The organism is Brachybacterium halotolerans subsp. kimchii (genome assembly GCF_020792675.1).
Classification (GTDB): Bacteria; Actinomycetota; Actinomycetes; order Actinomycetales; family Dermabacteraceae; genus Brachybacterium; species Brachybacterium halotolerans.
Map to the genome: position 1 here is coordinate 1,950,412 of NZ_CP086254.1, position 14,276 is coordinate 1,964,687.

The window sequence follows — 14,276 nt, forward strand, 5'->3', positions numbered from 1 at the left end:
CGATCGTGCGTGCCGGGATGCATGGATCCTGACACGTTTCAACCCTCACGGCCAGCGTCTCGGCGACATCCGGAGCATCCGGCGCTCCGCCGACGACAACACCGTGCAACCGCTTTCCAGCCCAGGTGAGCGTGATCACACTCGTGCGGCATCAGTGCACTTGCACGCATCGAGCGCCGACCCCGCACCGGAGCGGGCGGGCGCGATGCCGCCCCGCAGGCCGCACGACAGCCCGGACGGCGCGAGGACGCGCCCGTCGCACAGCGAGGAGCCGCATGTCCCTCACCCGCCGCACCCTGCTCGCCGCCTCCGGCGCCGGTGCCGTCGCCGTCGGCGGCGCCGCCTGCGGATCCGCTGGGGCGATGGATCCTTCCGTCCCCCTCGACATCGACGTCGCCGACGCCGACCTCTCCGGGTCGATCGCCCTGCTCACCCCGGACTTCGTGGGCGATGACCGCGCCGCGCTCGACGACGACGTCATCGCCCCCTTCACGAAGCGGACCGGCGTCGACGTCTCCGTCGACCAGGTCGACTGGAACAAGCTCAACGAGAAGATCTCCACCGGCATCGCCGGCGGCATCATCGCCGACGTGATCATGACCGGTGTCGGCTGGACCCAGCCCTTCGCCGAGAAGGGCATCTTCGCCGAGATCCCCGCCGACTTCATCGAGAACCTCGGGTACGACGAGAGCGTGCTCGTGTCCACCCGCTACGACGGCCGGTACTACTCCCTCCCGCAGGCCCTGGACCTGCGCTTCATCGGCTTCCATCCCGAGCTGCTCGAGAAGAGGGGCATCGACTCCGCGCCCGAGTCCCTCGACGAGCTCGCCCAGGCGGCCGCGGAGCTCACGGGGGACGGCGTGGTGGGCCTGGACTTCCTCTCCGGCAGCGCCGGCAGCGCACGGCAGGCCTTCGTGTTCCTCCTCTACGCCTTCGGCGGCACCATGTTCAGCGACGACGGGCTGGCGCCCCGGCTGCACGAGGAGCCCGGGCGGCTCGCCCTGCAGTGGATGCTCGACTGCATGGACACCGGCGCGATCGACTACTCGATCCAGGCCGCGGAGGGGCAGCCCTCGCCCTTCCAGCAGAAGACGGCCGCCATGTCGCTGGTCTCGACCGGGAACTGGCCCACCTGGCAGACCATGACGCCGGACCTGTGCGAGAAGGGCGCCGTGGGGACGTTCCTGCTGCCCAGCGGCGTCGACGCCGACCCGGTGATGTTCCAGGGCGGCACCTTCATCTCGATCTCGAGCCTGTCGAAGAACAAGGACGCCGCGGCCGCCTTCATGAAGCACATGCTCGACCCCGACATCCTCGGGAAGGCGAGCGCCGCGACCGGCAAGGTGCCGCCCACGCCCGACATCCCCGAGACCGAGGGCATCCGCAGCAATCTGCTGATGACCTTCGGCCTCGAGAACCTCCCCTACGCGGGGGCTACCGAGGGCGGCTCCGCCGCCTACATGGAGGTCCGGAGCAATCTCGACGGCATCGTCGAGACCTGCCTGACCGGCAGGGCCACGGTCGACCAGACCCTGGCCGACATGAAGAAGCTGTGCGACGGCGCGATCAGCAGGATCTGAGGACCGGACCATGACGACCACCGCCCCCACCGCGGCCACGGGCCTCACGGCCGCCGCCGCGGGTCCCCCTGCTCCCGAGCCGCGGCGACGCCGCTCCGTGCGCACCGCCGAGAAGCGCTGGGGGCTGCTGCTCGCGGCCCCGGCGACCCTGCACACGCTGATCTGGATCGGTGCGCCGATCGTCGTCGCGATCGTCCTCAGCTTCACCGCCTACGACATCATCCACGCCCCGGAATTCTCCGGGCTCGAGAACTACGCGACGATCTTCACCGACGGACTGTTCTGGCTCTCCGTGCTGCACAACGTGATCATCGCGGCCGTCGGGATCCCCATCTCGATGTTCCTCGCGCTCGTGTTCGCCACGATGCTCAACCGGGCCCTGCCCGGCCGCGGCGTGTTCCGGGTGATGATCTTCCTGCCCCACATCACCGCCACCGTGGCCGTCGCGATGATCTGGCTGTGGATCTACAGCCCGTCGCAGAGCGGCCTGATGAACGTGGTGCTGGGCCTCGTCGGGATCAAGCCGCTGCCCTTCCTCACCGATCCCGACCTGGCGCTGGGCAGCGTCATCCTGGTGACGATCTGGCAGGGCATCGGGCTGAAGATGCTCATCTACCTGGCGGCGCTGCAGGGCGTCGACGAGCAGATGTACGAGGCGGCGGACCTGGACGGCGCGAACTTCGTGCAGAAGTTCTTCCGCATCACCGTGCCGATGCTGAAGCCGGCGACCTTCTTCATCCTGGTCACCTCGCTGATCTCGAACTTCCAGACCTTCGACCTCATCTACATCCTCACCGAGGGCGGTCCCGCGAACTCGACCTCTGTGGTCACCTACCGCATCTACCAGACGGCATTCCAGGAGTTCCGCGTGGGGCTCGCCAACGCCCAGTCGGTGATCCTGCTGCTGATCCTGGTGGTGCTCGCGTTCCTGTCCCGCCGCATCGTCGGAGGCACCGATGACGACTGACCACGCCCCGAGCATCAGCGGCACCGCCCCGTCCGCGACGCGCGCACGGGACCACAGCCTGCGACGGCGCAAGCGCACCTCGAACGCGCTGGTCCTGGCGTTCCTCATCGCCGCCTCGGTGATCATGGCCGCGCCGTTCCTGTGGATGGCGGTCTCCTCGATCCGCGATCCCACGGAGCTCGCCCAGGTGCCGATGCCGCTGATCCCGAAGGATCTGCGGCTCGAGAACTACAGCGAGGCCCTGGGTCGGGCGCCGTTCGCGACCTATGCGCGCAACAGCCTGATCCTCGCGACCGCGGCCGCAGCGCTCAACGTGGTCTTCGCGTCCGCTTGCGGATACGCGCTGGCCAAGCTGAGGTTCCGTCTCGCGCCGGCCGTGTTCGGCTGGATGGTCGCGTGCATCATGATCCCGTTCTACGCGACGGTGATCCCGGTCTTCCTCATGGTGCGCCACATGCCGCTGTTCGGCGGGAACACCCTCATGGGCGTGGGCGGTACCGGCTGGATCGACACCTGGTGGGCGCTCATCGTCCCCGGGGCCGTCTCCCCGTTCATGGTGTTCCTCTTCCGCCAGTTCTACGTCTCCACGCCCTCGGAGCTCATCGAGGCCGCGCGACTGGACGGGGTGAGCGAGTTCGGGATCTTCACGCGGATCATCACCCCGCTGATCCGGCCCGGGCTGCTGACCGTGGCCCTGCTGAGCTTCGAGGCCGGCTGGAACAACTTCCTGTGGCCGCTGCTGGTGACGACCTCCGACGACCTGCGCGTCATCCAGGTCGGCATCGCCTCCTTCAGGCAGGAGGCATCGACGGACTGGCACCTGCTGATGGCGGGGACGACGCTCGCGGCGGTGCCGATGATCGTGCTGTTCCTGATCTTCCAGCGGTACTTCGTGCAGGGCTTCGCCTCCTCGGGGATCAAGTGACGTCGGCACCGGCGGACGAGGCCCGGGGACTGCTGCGGTTCTTCGTGGTCCCGGGCGCGCTGATCGCGACGAACTGGGCGGCGCTGCTCGGTGCGCTCACCGTGATCGGCCTGGTGCCGGCGCTGGCGGCGGCGACGCGCACGACGAGCCGCCTGCGTGAGCAGCCCGACGTCGCCTTCCGATCGACGCTCTCCCGCGCCCTCGGCACCCTGCGGCGGGACGCCCCGACATCGGTGCTCACCGTGCTGGTGATCCTCGCGATCGGCTTCGACGCGCTGTTCGTCGCATCCCTTCCCAGCCCGTCCCGGGTGTTCGTGACGGGGATCCTGATCCCGCCCGCCTGGGCGACGATCGCGTGGATCTCCGCCTACGTCCGGGTGGCGGCCGAGACCGGGACGGCGAGCTGGTTCGAGGTCGCGCGCGAGGCGATGGGGATGTGCGTCTCCCGTCCTCTGCGCGCGGCGCTGGCCCCCGCGGCGGTCATCGCCCTGTCTCCGCTCTGGCTGCTGGCGCCGCTCACGATCGCGTGCGGTTTCTCGGTCCCGCCTCTGGTCGTCGGGGCTCTGTGGGGAGCGTGGGGTGCGGACGCTCGAGAGCCGCGGACGCCTGCCCGCGCACACCGCACGAGCTGAGGTGTTCTCAGGGTCCGTTCCGACCCCGGGATCACGCCCGGCTCACAGCTCCCGCATGATCTGGGCCATCCGGTCCATCGACTCCCCCGCCTCGCGCAGGCCCACACGGTTCAGGTGCCCGTGGCTCACGCCGCGGCGCACCACGTGCTCGACGTCGACGTCGGCCTGCGCGAGCTGGTCGGCGTAGGCGCGGGAGCTGACCCGCAGGTCGTCGAACTCGTCGGACTCGATGAACGTGCGGGGCAGGGCCGCGAGGCGCTCGGCGGAGGCGAAGGCGGGGAACACTGTGGCGCCGGCCTCCTCGGGGTCCCCGCCCACGTAGGCCGTGCGCATGATCTGCATCGTCTCCGGCGGGAAGCGCAGCACGGGCGGGGTGACGGAGAGCGCGGCCTCCTCCTCGGCCGTGGGCTCCGGGAGCGAGGCGTGGGCGACGGGATACATGAGCAGGGACGCGGCGAGCGGGATGCCCTCCTCCGTGAGGCGCAGGGTCGTGGCCGCCGCGAGGTTCCCTCCCGCGCTCGCTCCGCCCAGGGCGATCCTCAGCGGATCGGCGCCCAGCTCGTCGGCGCTCTCGCGGGCCCAGTGCACCACGGCGCACACGTCGTCGCCGGGGATCGGGGCGTGCACCCCGCCCCGCGATCCGCCGACGCTGCGGGCGGGATTCCCGCCCATCTCCGGGGGTTCGTCGCACAGGCGGTAGTCGACGGACACCACGACGGCGTCGGCCCTGCCGGCGACGCCGCGCGCGACCTGATCGGCTTCGGGCATCTCGAGGTCGCCGTGCATGAAGGAGCCGCCGTGGCACCACACCAGCAGCGGGCGCGCCGAGAACGACGGCCCCTGCGGGGTGTACACGCGCACCGGCACGGGACCGTGCGGTCCCGGGACCTCGCGATCGAGCGTCCCGACCGCCCATTCCTCCGCCTCGCCGTAGGGGGCGTCCCACGCCTCACGGACCTCCTCGTCCACCTCCTCCCAACCGGCCGCGTCGCCGAGGTCGCGCATGCGCCGTGCCATCTCTCCGTGAGGAGGCTGCGTGGGCGACGGGGAGGGGGTCTCGGACGGTAGGTCGGCGGGCATCAGTGCTCCGATCGGTCGGGGGAAGCGCTCGCGCAGGCCGACGGACGGGCACCGCTGCGAACCCAGGAGGAGCTCCGATCCTTTCACATCGAGGACTCCGCCCGGGGTCGACGGCGAGGCGGCGGACGGTGCGGGGATCAGCCCAGCGCGTCCATCAGGAGGTCGACGGACTCCTCCCCCACGAGGCGGTGACCTGCATCGGTGACCACGAGCCGGGCTCCGTGGCCGACGTCGCGGGCACCCTCCCTATCCGCCTCGAGCCGCGCGAACGAGGCCCGGGCGGCGGCGATCGGGAACAGCGGGTCCGCCTCCCCCGCTTCGAGGACCAGGGACCGCGGCGCGACGAGCGCGGCGATCTCGGCCATCTCGAACGCGGGCAGCAGCCCCGGCACGACATTGCACGGGCAGTGCGGGAGCGCGGCGATGCTCGCGGCGAAGGACGAGAAGAAGTTCGCGACCAGGGCCGCGCGAAGTCGGGTGTCGAGCGCCGCGAGGAGCAGAGCGACGGCGCCTCCGCCGGAGCCGCCGACGATCCCGACCCGGTCCGCGTCGACATCGGCCCGCGATCGCAGCGCCGAGACCGCGGCCGAGGCGTCCGCGACCCGTGCGCCGAGCACGGGACTGCCGTGCAGGAGATACCGGGCGGCGTCGACCGCGCAGCTGCTCTCGGCAGGGCCGTACGGGGCGGCGCCCGGCGCGGGCGGCGTGCGCCGCTGTCCGAAGGAGATCATCTCCGGCACGAGCACGGCGACGCCCCGGTCGACGAGACGCCGGGCGATCGCCCCGTGGTACGCATCGCCGTCGCCGACGAGCGCGCGCATCCCCGCCCCGTGCCCCGGGACGAGCACGACGGCCGCTCCGCTAGCGCGCCCGGGGGCGGGGCGCTGCAGGAGAGCGGGGAACGGGTCCCTGCCCTCGGGCGCCACCTGCACGGCCGCGGGTTCGCCGGGTGCCGGCGCCGCCGGGCGGGCGTCGGGGCCCGGGACCGGCGACGCGGGGCCGACGAGGCGCGCGGCGGGGGCGAGCGCGTCGGGGCCATCGCATCCGAGCAGGGCGCGAAGACGGGCGCGCGCGGCCTCGCGCGGATCCGGGGGCGGCGCCTGGTCGGTCTGCGTCATCACCGCCCCATCTTCCCGCCACAGACCGGCCCCGGGCGCCGCTCTGGGCAGTGCGGCCGCATCCGCTTGACGAATGAATCGTTTCAGTTCTACGGTGTGCATCGCCGGCCCACCACGGCCCCGCCCGCAGCACGGAGATCGCGCCGCGGACCGCACCCCTCGACCGGCCCCGCAGCACGACGAAGGAGTCAGCGCTCATGCCCATCGGCCGACCCAAGCCACTGACCGGCTGGAAGGCGACCGCGGCCGTCTCGATGTCCAACTACATCGATTCCGGCTCGATCATCGCGATCGCCACGTCCCTGGGGTTCTGGGGCGCCGCCTACTTCCCCGACGACAGCGGACGCATCGCCGGGCTGCTCGCCGCCTTCAGCTCGAACGCCTTCGGCGCCGCCGTCGGCGCGCTCATCGGCGGTCCGCTCTGCGACAAGTACGGCCGCAAGTTCATCTACACCTACGACCTGCTGCTGTACGCGGTCGGCGGTCTGATCGCGACGTTCGCGATGAACCTGCCGATGCTCTTCGTCGGCTTCATCGTCATCGGCCTCGCGGTGGGCGCATCGGTGCCCGCGGGCTGGACGTACATCGCGGAGTCCGCGCCGACGCATCAGCGCGGGCGCCACATCGGCGCCACCCAGCTGGCATGGTCCGTCGGCCCGTTCATCGGCTTCGGCCTCGCCGCCCTGCTCTCGCCCCTGGGGCTGGTGGGCAGCCGGATCATCTTCGCGCACCTCGTGGTGATCGCCCTGGTCACCTGGTACATCCGGCAGGGTCTCTACGAATCCGAGGCGTGGCAGAAGTCGAAGGGCGGGCAGCAGGCCAAGGCCCCGTCGATCTGGACCTCGCTGCGCGGCCTGTTCAGCCGGAAGGCCAACATCACGGCGCTGCTGTTCCTGGTGGCGATCTACACCTTCTGGAACCAGGCGGCGAGCCAGAACGGGATCTTCCTGCCCACGATCCTGTCGTCGATGGGCTTCGGGACGCTCGCCTCGGATCTCTTCTCGATGCTCACCTGGGCGTTCGTCATCATCGGCACGATCGTGTTCATGGTCTTCGTCGACAAGGTGTCCTACCGCTGGTTCTTCCTCGTCGGCGGGGCGATGGCCGTGGTCTCGTGGGTCGTCCTCGTGTTCGGTCCGTCCACCGCGGCGGCCACGGCCTTCGGCTACGCGATCCTGTGGGGACTCTCCTCCGGCCCGTCGGCCCAGGCCTTCTACTCGGTGTGGTCCCCCGAGCTGTTCGCGACGCCGTACCGCGCCGGGGCCCAGGGACTGGTCTTCTTCACCGTCCGCGTCGCCTCGGGGATCATCTCGCTGGTCTTCCCCGTGATCCTGATGGGCGCGAACGGTCTGCTCATCGACGGCCTGATCCTCATCGCCTTCCTGCTCGCCTCGACGCTGATCGGCACGATCTTCGCCCCGCGCACCCAGGGCAAGGAGCTGCGCGAGATCGAGATCGAGCGCTACGGCGAGGTCGTCTCGGCCGGACTGCTCGATGCCGAGGCGGGACGCTCCCGGACCGACGACGAGGGGCGCTGACCATGCACCACGACGACCTCCGTACGATCCCAGGAGCCCGGTCATGACCACGGACGCCGCGGCCGCGCGCGCTCCCCATCCGTGGCACGTCGCGATCGTCTGCGGCATGGCCTCCTACATCGACGCCGCCGCGATCGTGAGCTCCGGGATCGCGCTGGTGATCTACCAGCAGGCGATCGGCCTGACGAACGGCCAGGTGGGGATCCTCTCCGGACTGCTCACCTTCTGCATCGCGATCGGCGCGATCACGGGCGGGCGACTGGGCGACCGGCTCGGCCGACGCCACGTCTTCATCGCGACGATGGCGATGGTGGTCCTCGGGGCCGTGCTCCTCGTCCTCGCGGGCACCTTCACCAGCCTGCTGCTGGGCACGGTGCTCGTGGGACTCGGCACCGGCGCCGACCTGCCGGTCTCGCTCGCCACGATCTCCGAGGCCGCGACCGACGCGAACCGCGGGAAGCTGCTCGGCTTCTCCCAGGTCCTGTGGACCGCGGGCATCCTGGGGACGACGGCCACCTCCGCCGTGGTGGGAGGAATGGGGCACCTGGGCGGGCAGATCATGTTCGCCATGATCGGGGTGATCGCGCTCGTGGTCCTCGCGCTGCGGCTGACGATCCCGGAGTCCCGCTCGTGGCAGGACGCCCACGCCGAGCGACTCGCCGGGGCCGACACCGTCCGCGCCCAGCGCACCGGCCTGAAGGACCTGCTGACCGAGCGCCTTTATCTCGTGCCCTTCGCCGCGATCCTGGTGTTCTACTCGCTCACCAACATCGGCGCGAACACGGGCGGCCAGTTCGGCACCTGGATCGCGGTGAACGTCGTGGGCGTCTCGGTGCAGCTGAACTCCCTGATCAGCCTGGTGCTGTTCCCCGCCGGGTTCCTGTGGGCGTTCCTGTTCATGCGGATCGTGGACACGCCGCACCGCATGACCTGGTTCCTCGTGGGCGCCGTGGCGCTGGTGGTCTCCTACCTGCTGCCCGCCGTGCTGGGCTTCTCCCTGCCGGTCTGGATCATCATGCAGATCGTCAACGGCTTCGGCGGCGGCTTCGCCTTCGAGGCCATCATGAAGGTCTGGTCCCAGGAGTCCTTCCCCACGCTCATGCGCTCGAGCGCGCAGGGCACCACGATCGCCGTGGCCCGCGTGATCGCGGCCGTCGCCGGCATCCTCACCCCCTCCCTGCTGTACGCGAACCCTCGTGCCTTCTACGCGGGGATCGCCGCAGTGGTGCTGATCGGCGTGGTCGTCGGCCATCTCGTCTTCCGATCCCGCCGCGCGAACCTCTTCGACGTCGAGGCGAAGGACCTCGGCGAGGCGCAGGAGGAGCTGATGGAGCAGGGGCTCCGCGCCGATGCTCCCGCCGGGCCGTCCGCCGGGATCCGCCCCGGGCCGCCCTGACCGCCGCTCCTCCCGCAGGCCCGGAACATCATCCCGATCCATCGTCCCCACCCACCCGCTCGATCCACCCGTTCACCCCGCCCGACCGCTCCACCCGCGAAGGAGACCTCCCCATGACCCAGCTGACCGCCCTCCCCGACCCGATCGCCCGCGACCTCGCCGACTTCTCGATCGAGGTGCCCAGCTGGGGCTACGGGAACTCCGGCACCCGCTTCAAGGTGTTCACGACGCCCGGCACTCCGCGCGACCCGTACGAGAAGATCGCCGACGCCGCCCAGACGCACGCCTTCACCGGCGCCGCCCCGCGGGTATCGCTGCACTACCCGTGGGACCGGGTCGAGGACTTCGGGGCACTGGCCGACTACGCCCGCGAGCAGGGCGTCACCGTCGGCATGATCAACTCGAACACCTTCCAGGACGACACCTACAAGTTCGGCTCCCTCACCCACGGCGACAAGGCCGTGCGCCGCCAGGCGATCGACCACCACCTCGAGTGCATCGACGTCATGCGGGCGACCGGTTCGAAGGAGCTGAAGATCTGGCTGGCCGACGGCACGAACTACGCCGGCCAGGACTCGATCCGCGAGCGCCAGGACCGCCTCGCCGAGTCCCTCCAGGAGGTCTACGGGGGCCTCGCGGACGACGAGCGCCTCGTGCTCGAGTACAAGTTCTTCGAGCCGGCGTTCTACCACACGGACGTCCCGGACTGGGGCACGAGCCTGCTGCACTGCCTCGCCCTCGGCGAGAAGGCGATGGTGGTGCTCGACACCGGCCACCACGCGCCCGGCACCAACATCGAGTTCATCGTGGCCCAGCTGCTGCGCCAGCAGCGCCTGGGCGCCTTCGACTTCAACTCCCGCAACTACGCGGACGACGACCTCATCGTGGGGGCCGCCGATCCGTTCCAGCTGGTGCGGATCCTCTTCGAGATCGTGCAGCAGGGCGCACACCGGCCGGAGTCGGGCGTGAACTTCATGCTCGACCAGTGCCACAACCTGGAGTCGAAGATCCAGGGCCAGATCCGCTCCGTGATGAACGTGCAGGAGGCCCTGGCCAAGGCGCTGCTCGTGGACCGCGAGGCCCTCGCCGACGCCCAGCGCCGCAACGACGTGCTCGAGGCGAACGGCATCCTCATGGACGCCTTCTGGACCGACGTCCGCCCGGCGCTCGCGGCCTTCCGCGAGGAGCGCGGCCTGCCCGCCGATCCCTTCGCGGCGTTCCGCGCGAGCGGCTACGAGGAGAAGGTCGCCGCCGAGCGCGTGGGCGGCGACCAGATGGGCTGGGGCGCCTGACCCCTCGCCCGTCGGCCGGACCCCGTCTCCCCTCCGCATCCTCGACAGGAGAATCTTCATGACCACTGCCCGCGAGACCATCGACGCGCTCCTGGAGCGCTCCCACCAGCTGGGCGCGGACCCGCGCACCACGAACTTCGCCGGCGGCAACACGTCGGCCAAGGGCACCGACACCGACCCCGTGACCGGCCAGGACGTCGACCTGCTGTGGGTCAAGGGCTCCGGCGGCGACCTCGGCACCCTGCAGGAGAAGGGCCTCGCGGTGCTGCGCCTGGACCGCGTGCGCGCGCTGCGCGACGTCTACCCCGGCGTGGAGCGCGAGGACGAGATGGTCGCGGCCTTCGACCACTGCCTGTTCGGGAAGGGCGGCGCCGCACCCAGCATCGACACCGCGATGCACGCCCTCGTCGACGCCGCGCACGTGGACCACCTCCATCCCGACGCGGGCATCGCGATCGCGACCGCGGCCGACGGCGAGCGCCTGACCCGCGAGATCTTCGGCGACGACGTGGTGTGGGTGCCGTGGCGTCGGCCCGGCTTCCAGTTGGGCCTCGACATCGCGGCCATCAAGGAGGCGAACCCGCAGGCCATCGGCTGCATCCTGGGCGGCCACGGCATCACCGCCTGGGGAGAGACCTCGCAGGCGGCCCAGCAGCGCTCCGAGCGGATCATCCGCGATGCCCAGTCATATCTCGACGCCCACGGCGCCGCCGATCCCTTCGGCGCGCACGATGCGTCCCGCGAGGCGCTGCCCGAGGACGAGCGCCGCGCGAGGGCCTCAGCGCTGCTCCCGGTGATCCGCGGGCTCGCCTCGACCGATGCGCCGATGATCGGCCACTGGACCGACACCGAGGACGTCCACGAGCTCCTGGCCGGGGAGAAGCTCGCGGCCCTCGCCGAGCTCGGCACGTCGTGCCCCGATCACTTCCTGCGCACGAAGGTCAAGCCGCTGGTCCTCGACCTGCCATCGGACGCCTCGACCGAGGAGCAGGTGGCGCGCCTGCGTGAGCTGCACGAGGCCTACCGCGCGGACTACGCCGCCTACTACGCGCGCCACGCCTCACAGGACTCCCCCGCCATGCGCGGCGCGGACCCGGCGATCGTGCTGGTCCCGGGGGTGGGCATGTTCTCCTTCGGGGCCGACGCGCAGACCGCACGCGTGGCCGGCGAGTTCTACGTCAACGCGATCCGGGTGATGCGCGGCGCCGAGTCCGTCTCGACCTACGCTCCGATCGACGAGGCGGAGAAGTTCCGCATCGAGTACTGGGCGCTCGAGGAGGCGAAGCTCCAGCGCCGCCCGAAGCCCAAGCCGCTCGCGACCCGCGTCGCGCTCGTGACCGGCGCCGGATCCGGGATCGGGAAGGCGACCGCCGAGCGGCTCGTCGCCGAGGGCGCCTGCGTGGTCATCGCCGACCTGAACCTGGAGAACGCACAGGCGGTCGCCGAGGAGCTCGGCGGACCGGACCGCGCCGTGGCCCTGCGGGCCGACGTCTCGGACGAGGCGTCCGTGGTCCAGATGGTGGCCGACGCGGTGCTCCCCTTCGGCGGCATCGACCTGATCGTCAACAACGCCGGGCTCTCCCTCTCCAAGCCGCTGCTCGAGACGACGGCGAAGGACTGGGACCTCCAGCACGACGTGATGGCGCGCGGCAGCTTCCTGGTCTCCCGCGAGGCGGCCCGGGTGATGATCGACCAGGCCATGGGCGGGGACATCATCTACATCTCCTCGAAGAACTCCGTGTTCGCGGGGCCCAACAACATCGCCTACTCGGCGACCAAGGCCGATCAGGCCCACCAGGTGCGCCTGCTCGCCGCCGAGCTCGGCGGCCACCAGATCCGCGTCAACGGCATCAACCCCGACGGGGTCGTGCGCGGCTCCGGCATCTTCGCGGGCGGCTGGGGCGCGAGCCGCGCGAAGGTCTACGGGGTCAAGGAGGAGGAGCTGGGCGAGTTCTACGCCCAGCGCACCCTGCTCAAGCGCGAGGTGCTCCCCGCGAACGTCGCGAACGCCGTGTTCGTGCTGACCGCGGGCGACCTCGCCCACACCACCGGTCTGCACATCCCCGTCGACGCGGGGGTCGCGGCCGCGTTCCTGCGATGAGCCCGGGACCGGCGTCCGACGGGGCGCGCGCGCAGGCGGACGGGGCCGACGGGGCGCGACTGCAGGCAGCAGGGGCGGACGGGGCGCGCCCACGGGCCGACGATCGGCCGCTCGCCCTGGCCGCGATCGACCTGGGCGCGACCTCGGGACGCGTGATGGTCGGTCTTCTGCACCCGTCGCCCTCCGCCGCGACCGACGACGGCGGCCGCGGCGACGGCGGCCGCGGCGACGACCACAACGACGACCAGACCGGTCGCCTCGACCTGCACGCCGCGCACCGCTTCGAGAACAGCCTCGAACGACGCGATGGTCATCTGAGCTGGGACATCGATGCCCTGTGGGAGCAGGTGCGGCAGGGGCTCACGGCCGCCGAGCGTCTCGCACGGGACCTCGGCGCGGACGGGATCGCCTCGATCGGCGTGGACTCGTGGGCCGTCGACTACGCCCTCGTCGGCCCCGACGGCGAGCGGATCGGCGAGGTGATCGCCTACCGCGACGATCGCATCGATGGCGCCGCGGAGAGCGTCGCCCACCGCGTCAACGTCGGGCGGCAGTTCGCGCTGACCGGCATCGCTCAGCAGCCCTTCAACACCCTCTACCAGCTCGCCGTCGACGATCGCCTCGCGAATGCCCCCGACGGCTCGCAGGCGCTGCTGGTCCCGGATCTGCTCGCCCTCCTGCTCACCGGCGAGCGCCGCACGGAGCTCACGAACGCCTCGACGACCGGGATGCTCGCGGCAGGTGAGAACGCCTGGTCCCCCGACCTGCTGGGGGCCGCGGGCATCACGGAGGAGCAGTTCGCGCCGCTCGTCCGGCCCGGAGAGCGCGTCGGCACGGTCCTCAGCGACCTCGCGCGCGAGCTGGGCATCGGTGAGGTGCCGGTGATCGCCGTCGGCTCCCATGACACGGCCTCGGCCGTGCTCGCCGTCCCCGCCGCGGAGGACGACCCCGTCGCCTTCATCTCCTCCGGCACCTGGTCGCTCATCGGCCTCGAGCTCAAGTCGCCCGTCCTCACCGAGGCGGCCCGCGGGGCCGGTTTCACGAACGAGCGCGGCGTCGACTCCACGTTCCGCTTCCTCAAGAACGTGGCGGGGATGTGGTTGGTCAGCGAGTCGATCGCGCAGTGGGAGGAGTCCGGGGCGCGCATCGACCTCGACGACCTGCTCGCCGCCGCGGCCGCGATCCCCGGCGACAGGTTCCGGATCGACCCGACGGACCCGTGCTTCCTCGCCCCGGGCCGGATGGCCGACCGCGTGGCCGATGCCGCCCGCGTGATCGGCGGCGACGAGGAGCGCCCGCGCACCCCGGCCCAGCTGGTGCGCTGCATCCTCGAATCCCTCGCCGAGACCTATCGGGACGAGCTGCACGCGGCGTGCCGTCTGGCGCGCCGCCCGCTGCCGGAGCGCCTGCACGTGGTGGGCGGCGGCAGCCGGAACCGCCTGCTCAACCAGCTGACCGCGGACGCCCTGGGCATCGAGGTCGTCGCGGGGCCGATGGAGGCGACCGCACTGGGGAACCTCACGCTGCAGGCCCGGGCCCTCGGCGCGATCTCCCACCGCCGCGGCTCGATCCGCGAGCTGGTCCGCGCGAGCGTGGAGCTGGAGGTGTTCGCGCCCGGAGGGACCTCGGTATCGAGCGCTCGGTGAG

Annotated in this window: 11 protein-coding genes; 9 read left to right on the plus strand and 2 right to left on the minus strand. The window is 71.3% G+C overall.

What is annotated here, in order from left to right:
- The first annotated feature begins 275 nt into the window (after positions 1 to 275).
- Genes Bra3105_RS08915 through Bra3105_RS08930 form a run of 4 tightly spaced genes read left to right on the plus strand, consistent with a single transcriptional unit; the run spans position 276 to position 4,104 of the window.
- Positions 276 to 1,580, plus strand: coding sequence for an extracellular solute-binding protein (locus tag Bra3105_RS08915; RefSeq protein ID WP_228359518.1), 1,305 nt, complete (start codon positions 276 to 278; stop codon positions 1,578 to 1,580).
- Between the two features lie 10 nt (positions 1,581 to 1,590).
- The gene (locus tag Bra3105_RS08920) at positions 1,591 to 2,547 is read left to right on the plus strand and encodes a carbohydrate ABC transporter permease (protein ID WP_228359519.1); all 957 of its coding nucleotides are present in this window, start codon (positions 1,591 to 1,593) and stop codon (positions 2,545 to 2,547) included.
- A complete protein-coding gene (locus tag Bra3105_RS08925; RefSeq protein ID WP_228359520.1) occupies positions 2,537 to 3,472 on the plus strand; it encodes a carbohydrate ABC transporter permease in 936 nt (311 codons plus the stop codon). The genes Bra3105_RS08920 and Bra3105_RS08925 overlap by 11 nt, the downstream gene beginning before the upstream one ends.
- Entirely contained in the window at positions 3,469 to 4,104 is a 636-nt protein-coding gene (locus Bra3105_RS08930) for a hypothetical protein (protein WP_228359521.1), read from the plus strand. Before Bra3105_RS08925 ends, Bra3105_RS08930 begins: the two co-directional genes overlap by 4 nt.
- A gap of 42 nt (positions 4,105 to 4,146) precedes the next feature.
- Here Bra3105_RS08930 and Bra3105_RS08935 read toward each other — a convergent pair whose 3' ends face one another.
- Together Bra3105_RS08935 and Bra3105_RS08940 are read right to left on the minus strand one after the other, a co-directional pair.
- Positions 4,147 to 5,121, minus strand: a complete 975-nt coding sequence (locus Bra3105_RS08935; RefSeq protein ID WP_228359522.1) for an alpha/beta hydrolase — start codon at positions 5,119 to 5,121, stop codon at positions 4,147 to 4,149.
- 200 nt (positions 5,122 to 5,321) lie between these two features.
- A complete protein-coding gene (locus Bra3105_RS08940) occupies positions 5,322 to 6,302 on the minus strand; it encodes a dienelactone hydrolase family protein (protein ID WP_228359523.1) in 981 nt (326 codons plus the stop codon).
- Positions 6,303 to 6,499: 197 nt separating this feature from the next.
- Between Bra3105_RS08940 and Bra3105_RS08945 the strand changes: the two genes are divergently transcribed.
- The 5 genes from Bra3105_RS08945 (at position 6,500) to Bra3105_RS08965 (ending at position 14,275) form a co-directional block, all read left to right on the plus strand.
- Positions 6,500 to 7,840 (plus strand): MFS transporter, encoded by a 1,341-nt coding sequence (locus Bra3105_RS08945; protein ID WP_228359524.1) that lies wholly within the window; start codon positions 6,500 to 6,502, stop codon positions 7,838 to 7,840.
- Positions 7,841 to 7,883: 43 nt separating this feature from the next.
- Positions 7,884 to 9,236, plus strand: a complete 1,353-nt coding sequence (locus Bra3105_RS08950; protein WP_228359525.1) for an MFS transporter — start codon at positions 7,884 to 7,886, stop codon at positions 9,234 to 9,236.
- Positions 9,237 to 9,349: 113 nt separating this feature from the next.
- On the plus strand, positions 9,350 to 10,528 hold the full coding sequence (gene rhaI / locus Bra3105_RS08955) for an L-rhamnose isomerase (protein WP_228359526.1): 1,179 nt from the start codon (positions 9,350 to 9,352) through the stop codon (positions 10,526 to 10,528).
- A 58-nt stretch (positions 10,529 to 10,586) separates the two neighbouring features.
- Entirely contained in the window at positions 10,587 to 12,629 is a 2,043-nt protein-coding gene (locus Bra3105_RS08960; protein WP_228359527.1) for a bifunctional aldolase/short-chain dehydrogenase, read from the plus strand.
- A complete protein-coding gene (locus Bra3105_RS08965; RefSeq protein ID WP_228359528.1) occupies positions 12,626 to 14,275 on the plus strand; it encodes a rhamnulokinase in 1,650 nt (549 codons plus the stop codon). The genes Bra3105_RS08960 and Bra3105_RS08965 overlap by 4 nt, the downstream gene beginning before the upstream one ends.
- The last annotated feature ends 1 nt before the right edge of the window (position 14,276 follow it).

Bases quoted from the DNA above. Each gene is read 5' to 3' on its own strand.
- Bra3105_RS08915 (WP_228359518.1), top strand. From the start codon at position 276: ATGTCCCTCACCCGCCGCACCCTGCTCGCCGCCTCCGGCGCCGGTGCC.
- Bra3105_RS08920 (WP_228359519.1), top strand. From the start codon at position 1,591: ATGACGACCACCGCCCCCACCGCGGCCACGGGCCTCACGGCCGCCGCC.
- Bra3105_RS08925 (WP_228359520.1), top strand. From the start codon at position 2,537: ATGACGACTGACCACGCCCCGAGCATCAGCGGCACCGCCCCGTCCGCG.
- Bra3105_RS08935 (WP_228359522.1), bottom strand. From the start codon at position 5,121: ATGGCACGGCGCATGCGCGACCTCGGCGACGCGGCCGGTTGGGAGGAG.
- Bra3105_RS08940 (WP_228359523.1), bottom strand. From the start codon at position 6,302: ATGACGCAGACCGACCAGGCGCCGCCCCCGGATCCGCGCGAGGCCGCG.
- Bra3105_RS08945 (WP_228359524.1), top strand. From the start codon at position 6,500: ATGCCCATCGGCCGACCCAAGCCACTGACCGGCTGGAAGGCGACCGCG.
- Bra3105_RS08950 (WP_228359525.1), top strand. From the start codon at position 7,884: ATGACCACGGACGCCGCGGCCGCGCGCGCTCCCCATCCGTGGCACGTC.
- rhaI (WP_228359526.1), top strand. From the start codon at position 9,350: ATGACCCAGCTGACCGCCCTCCCCGACCCGATCGCCCGCGACCTCGCC.
- Bra3105_RS08960 (WP_228359527.1), top strand. From the start codon at position 10,587: ATGACCACTGCCCGCGAGACCATCGACGCGCTCCTGGAGCGCTCCCAC.
- Bra3105_RS08965 (WP_228359528.1), top strand. From the start codon at position 12,626: ATGAGCCCGGGACCGGCGTCCGACGGGGCGCGCGCGCAGGCGGACGGG.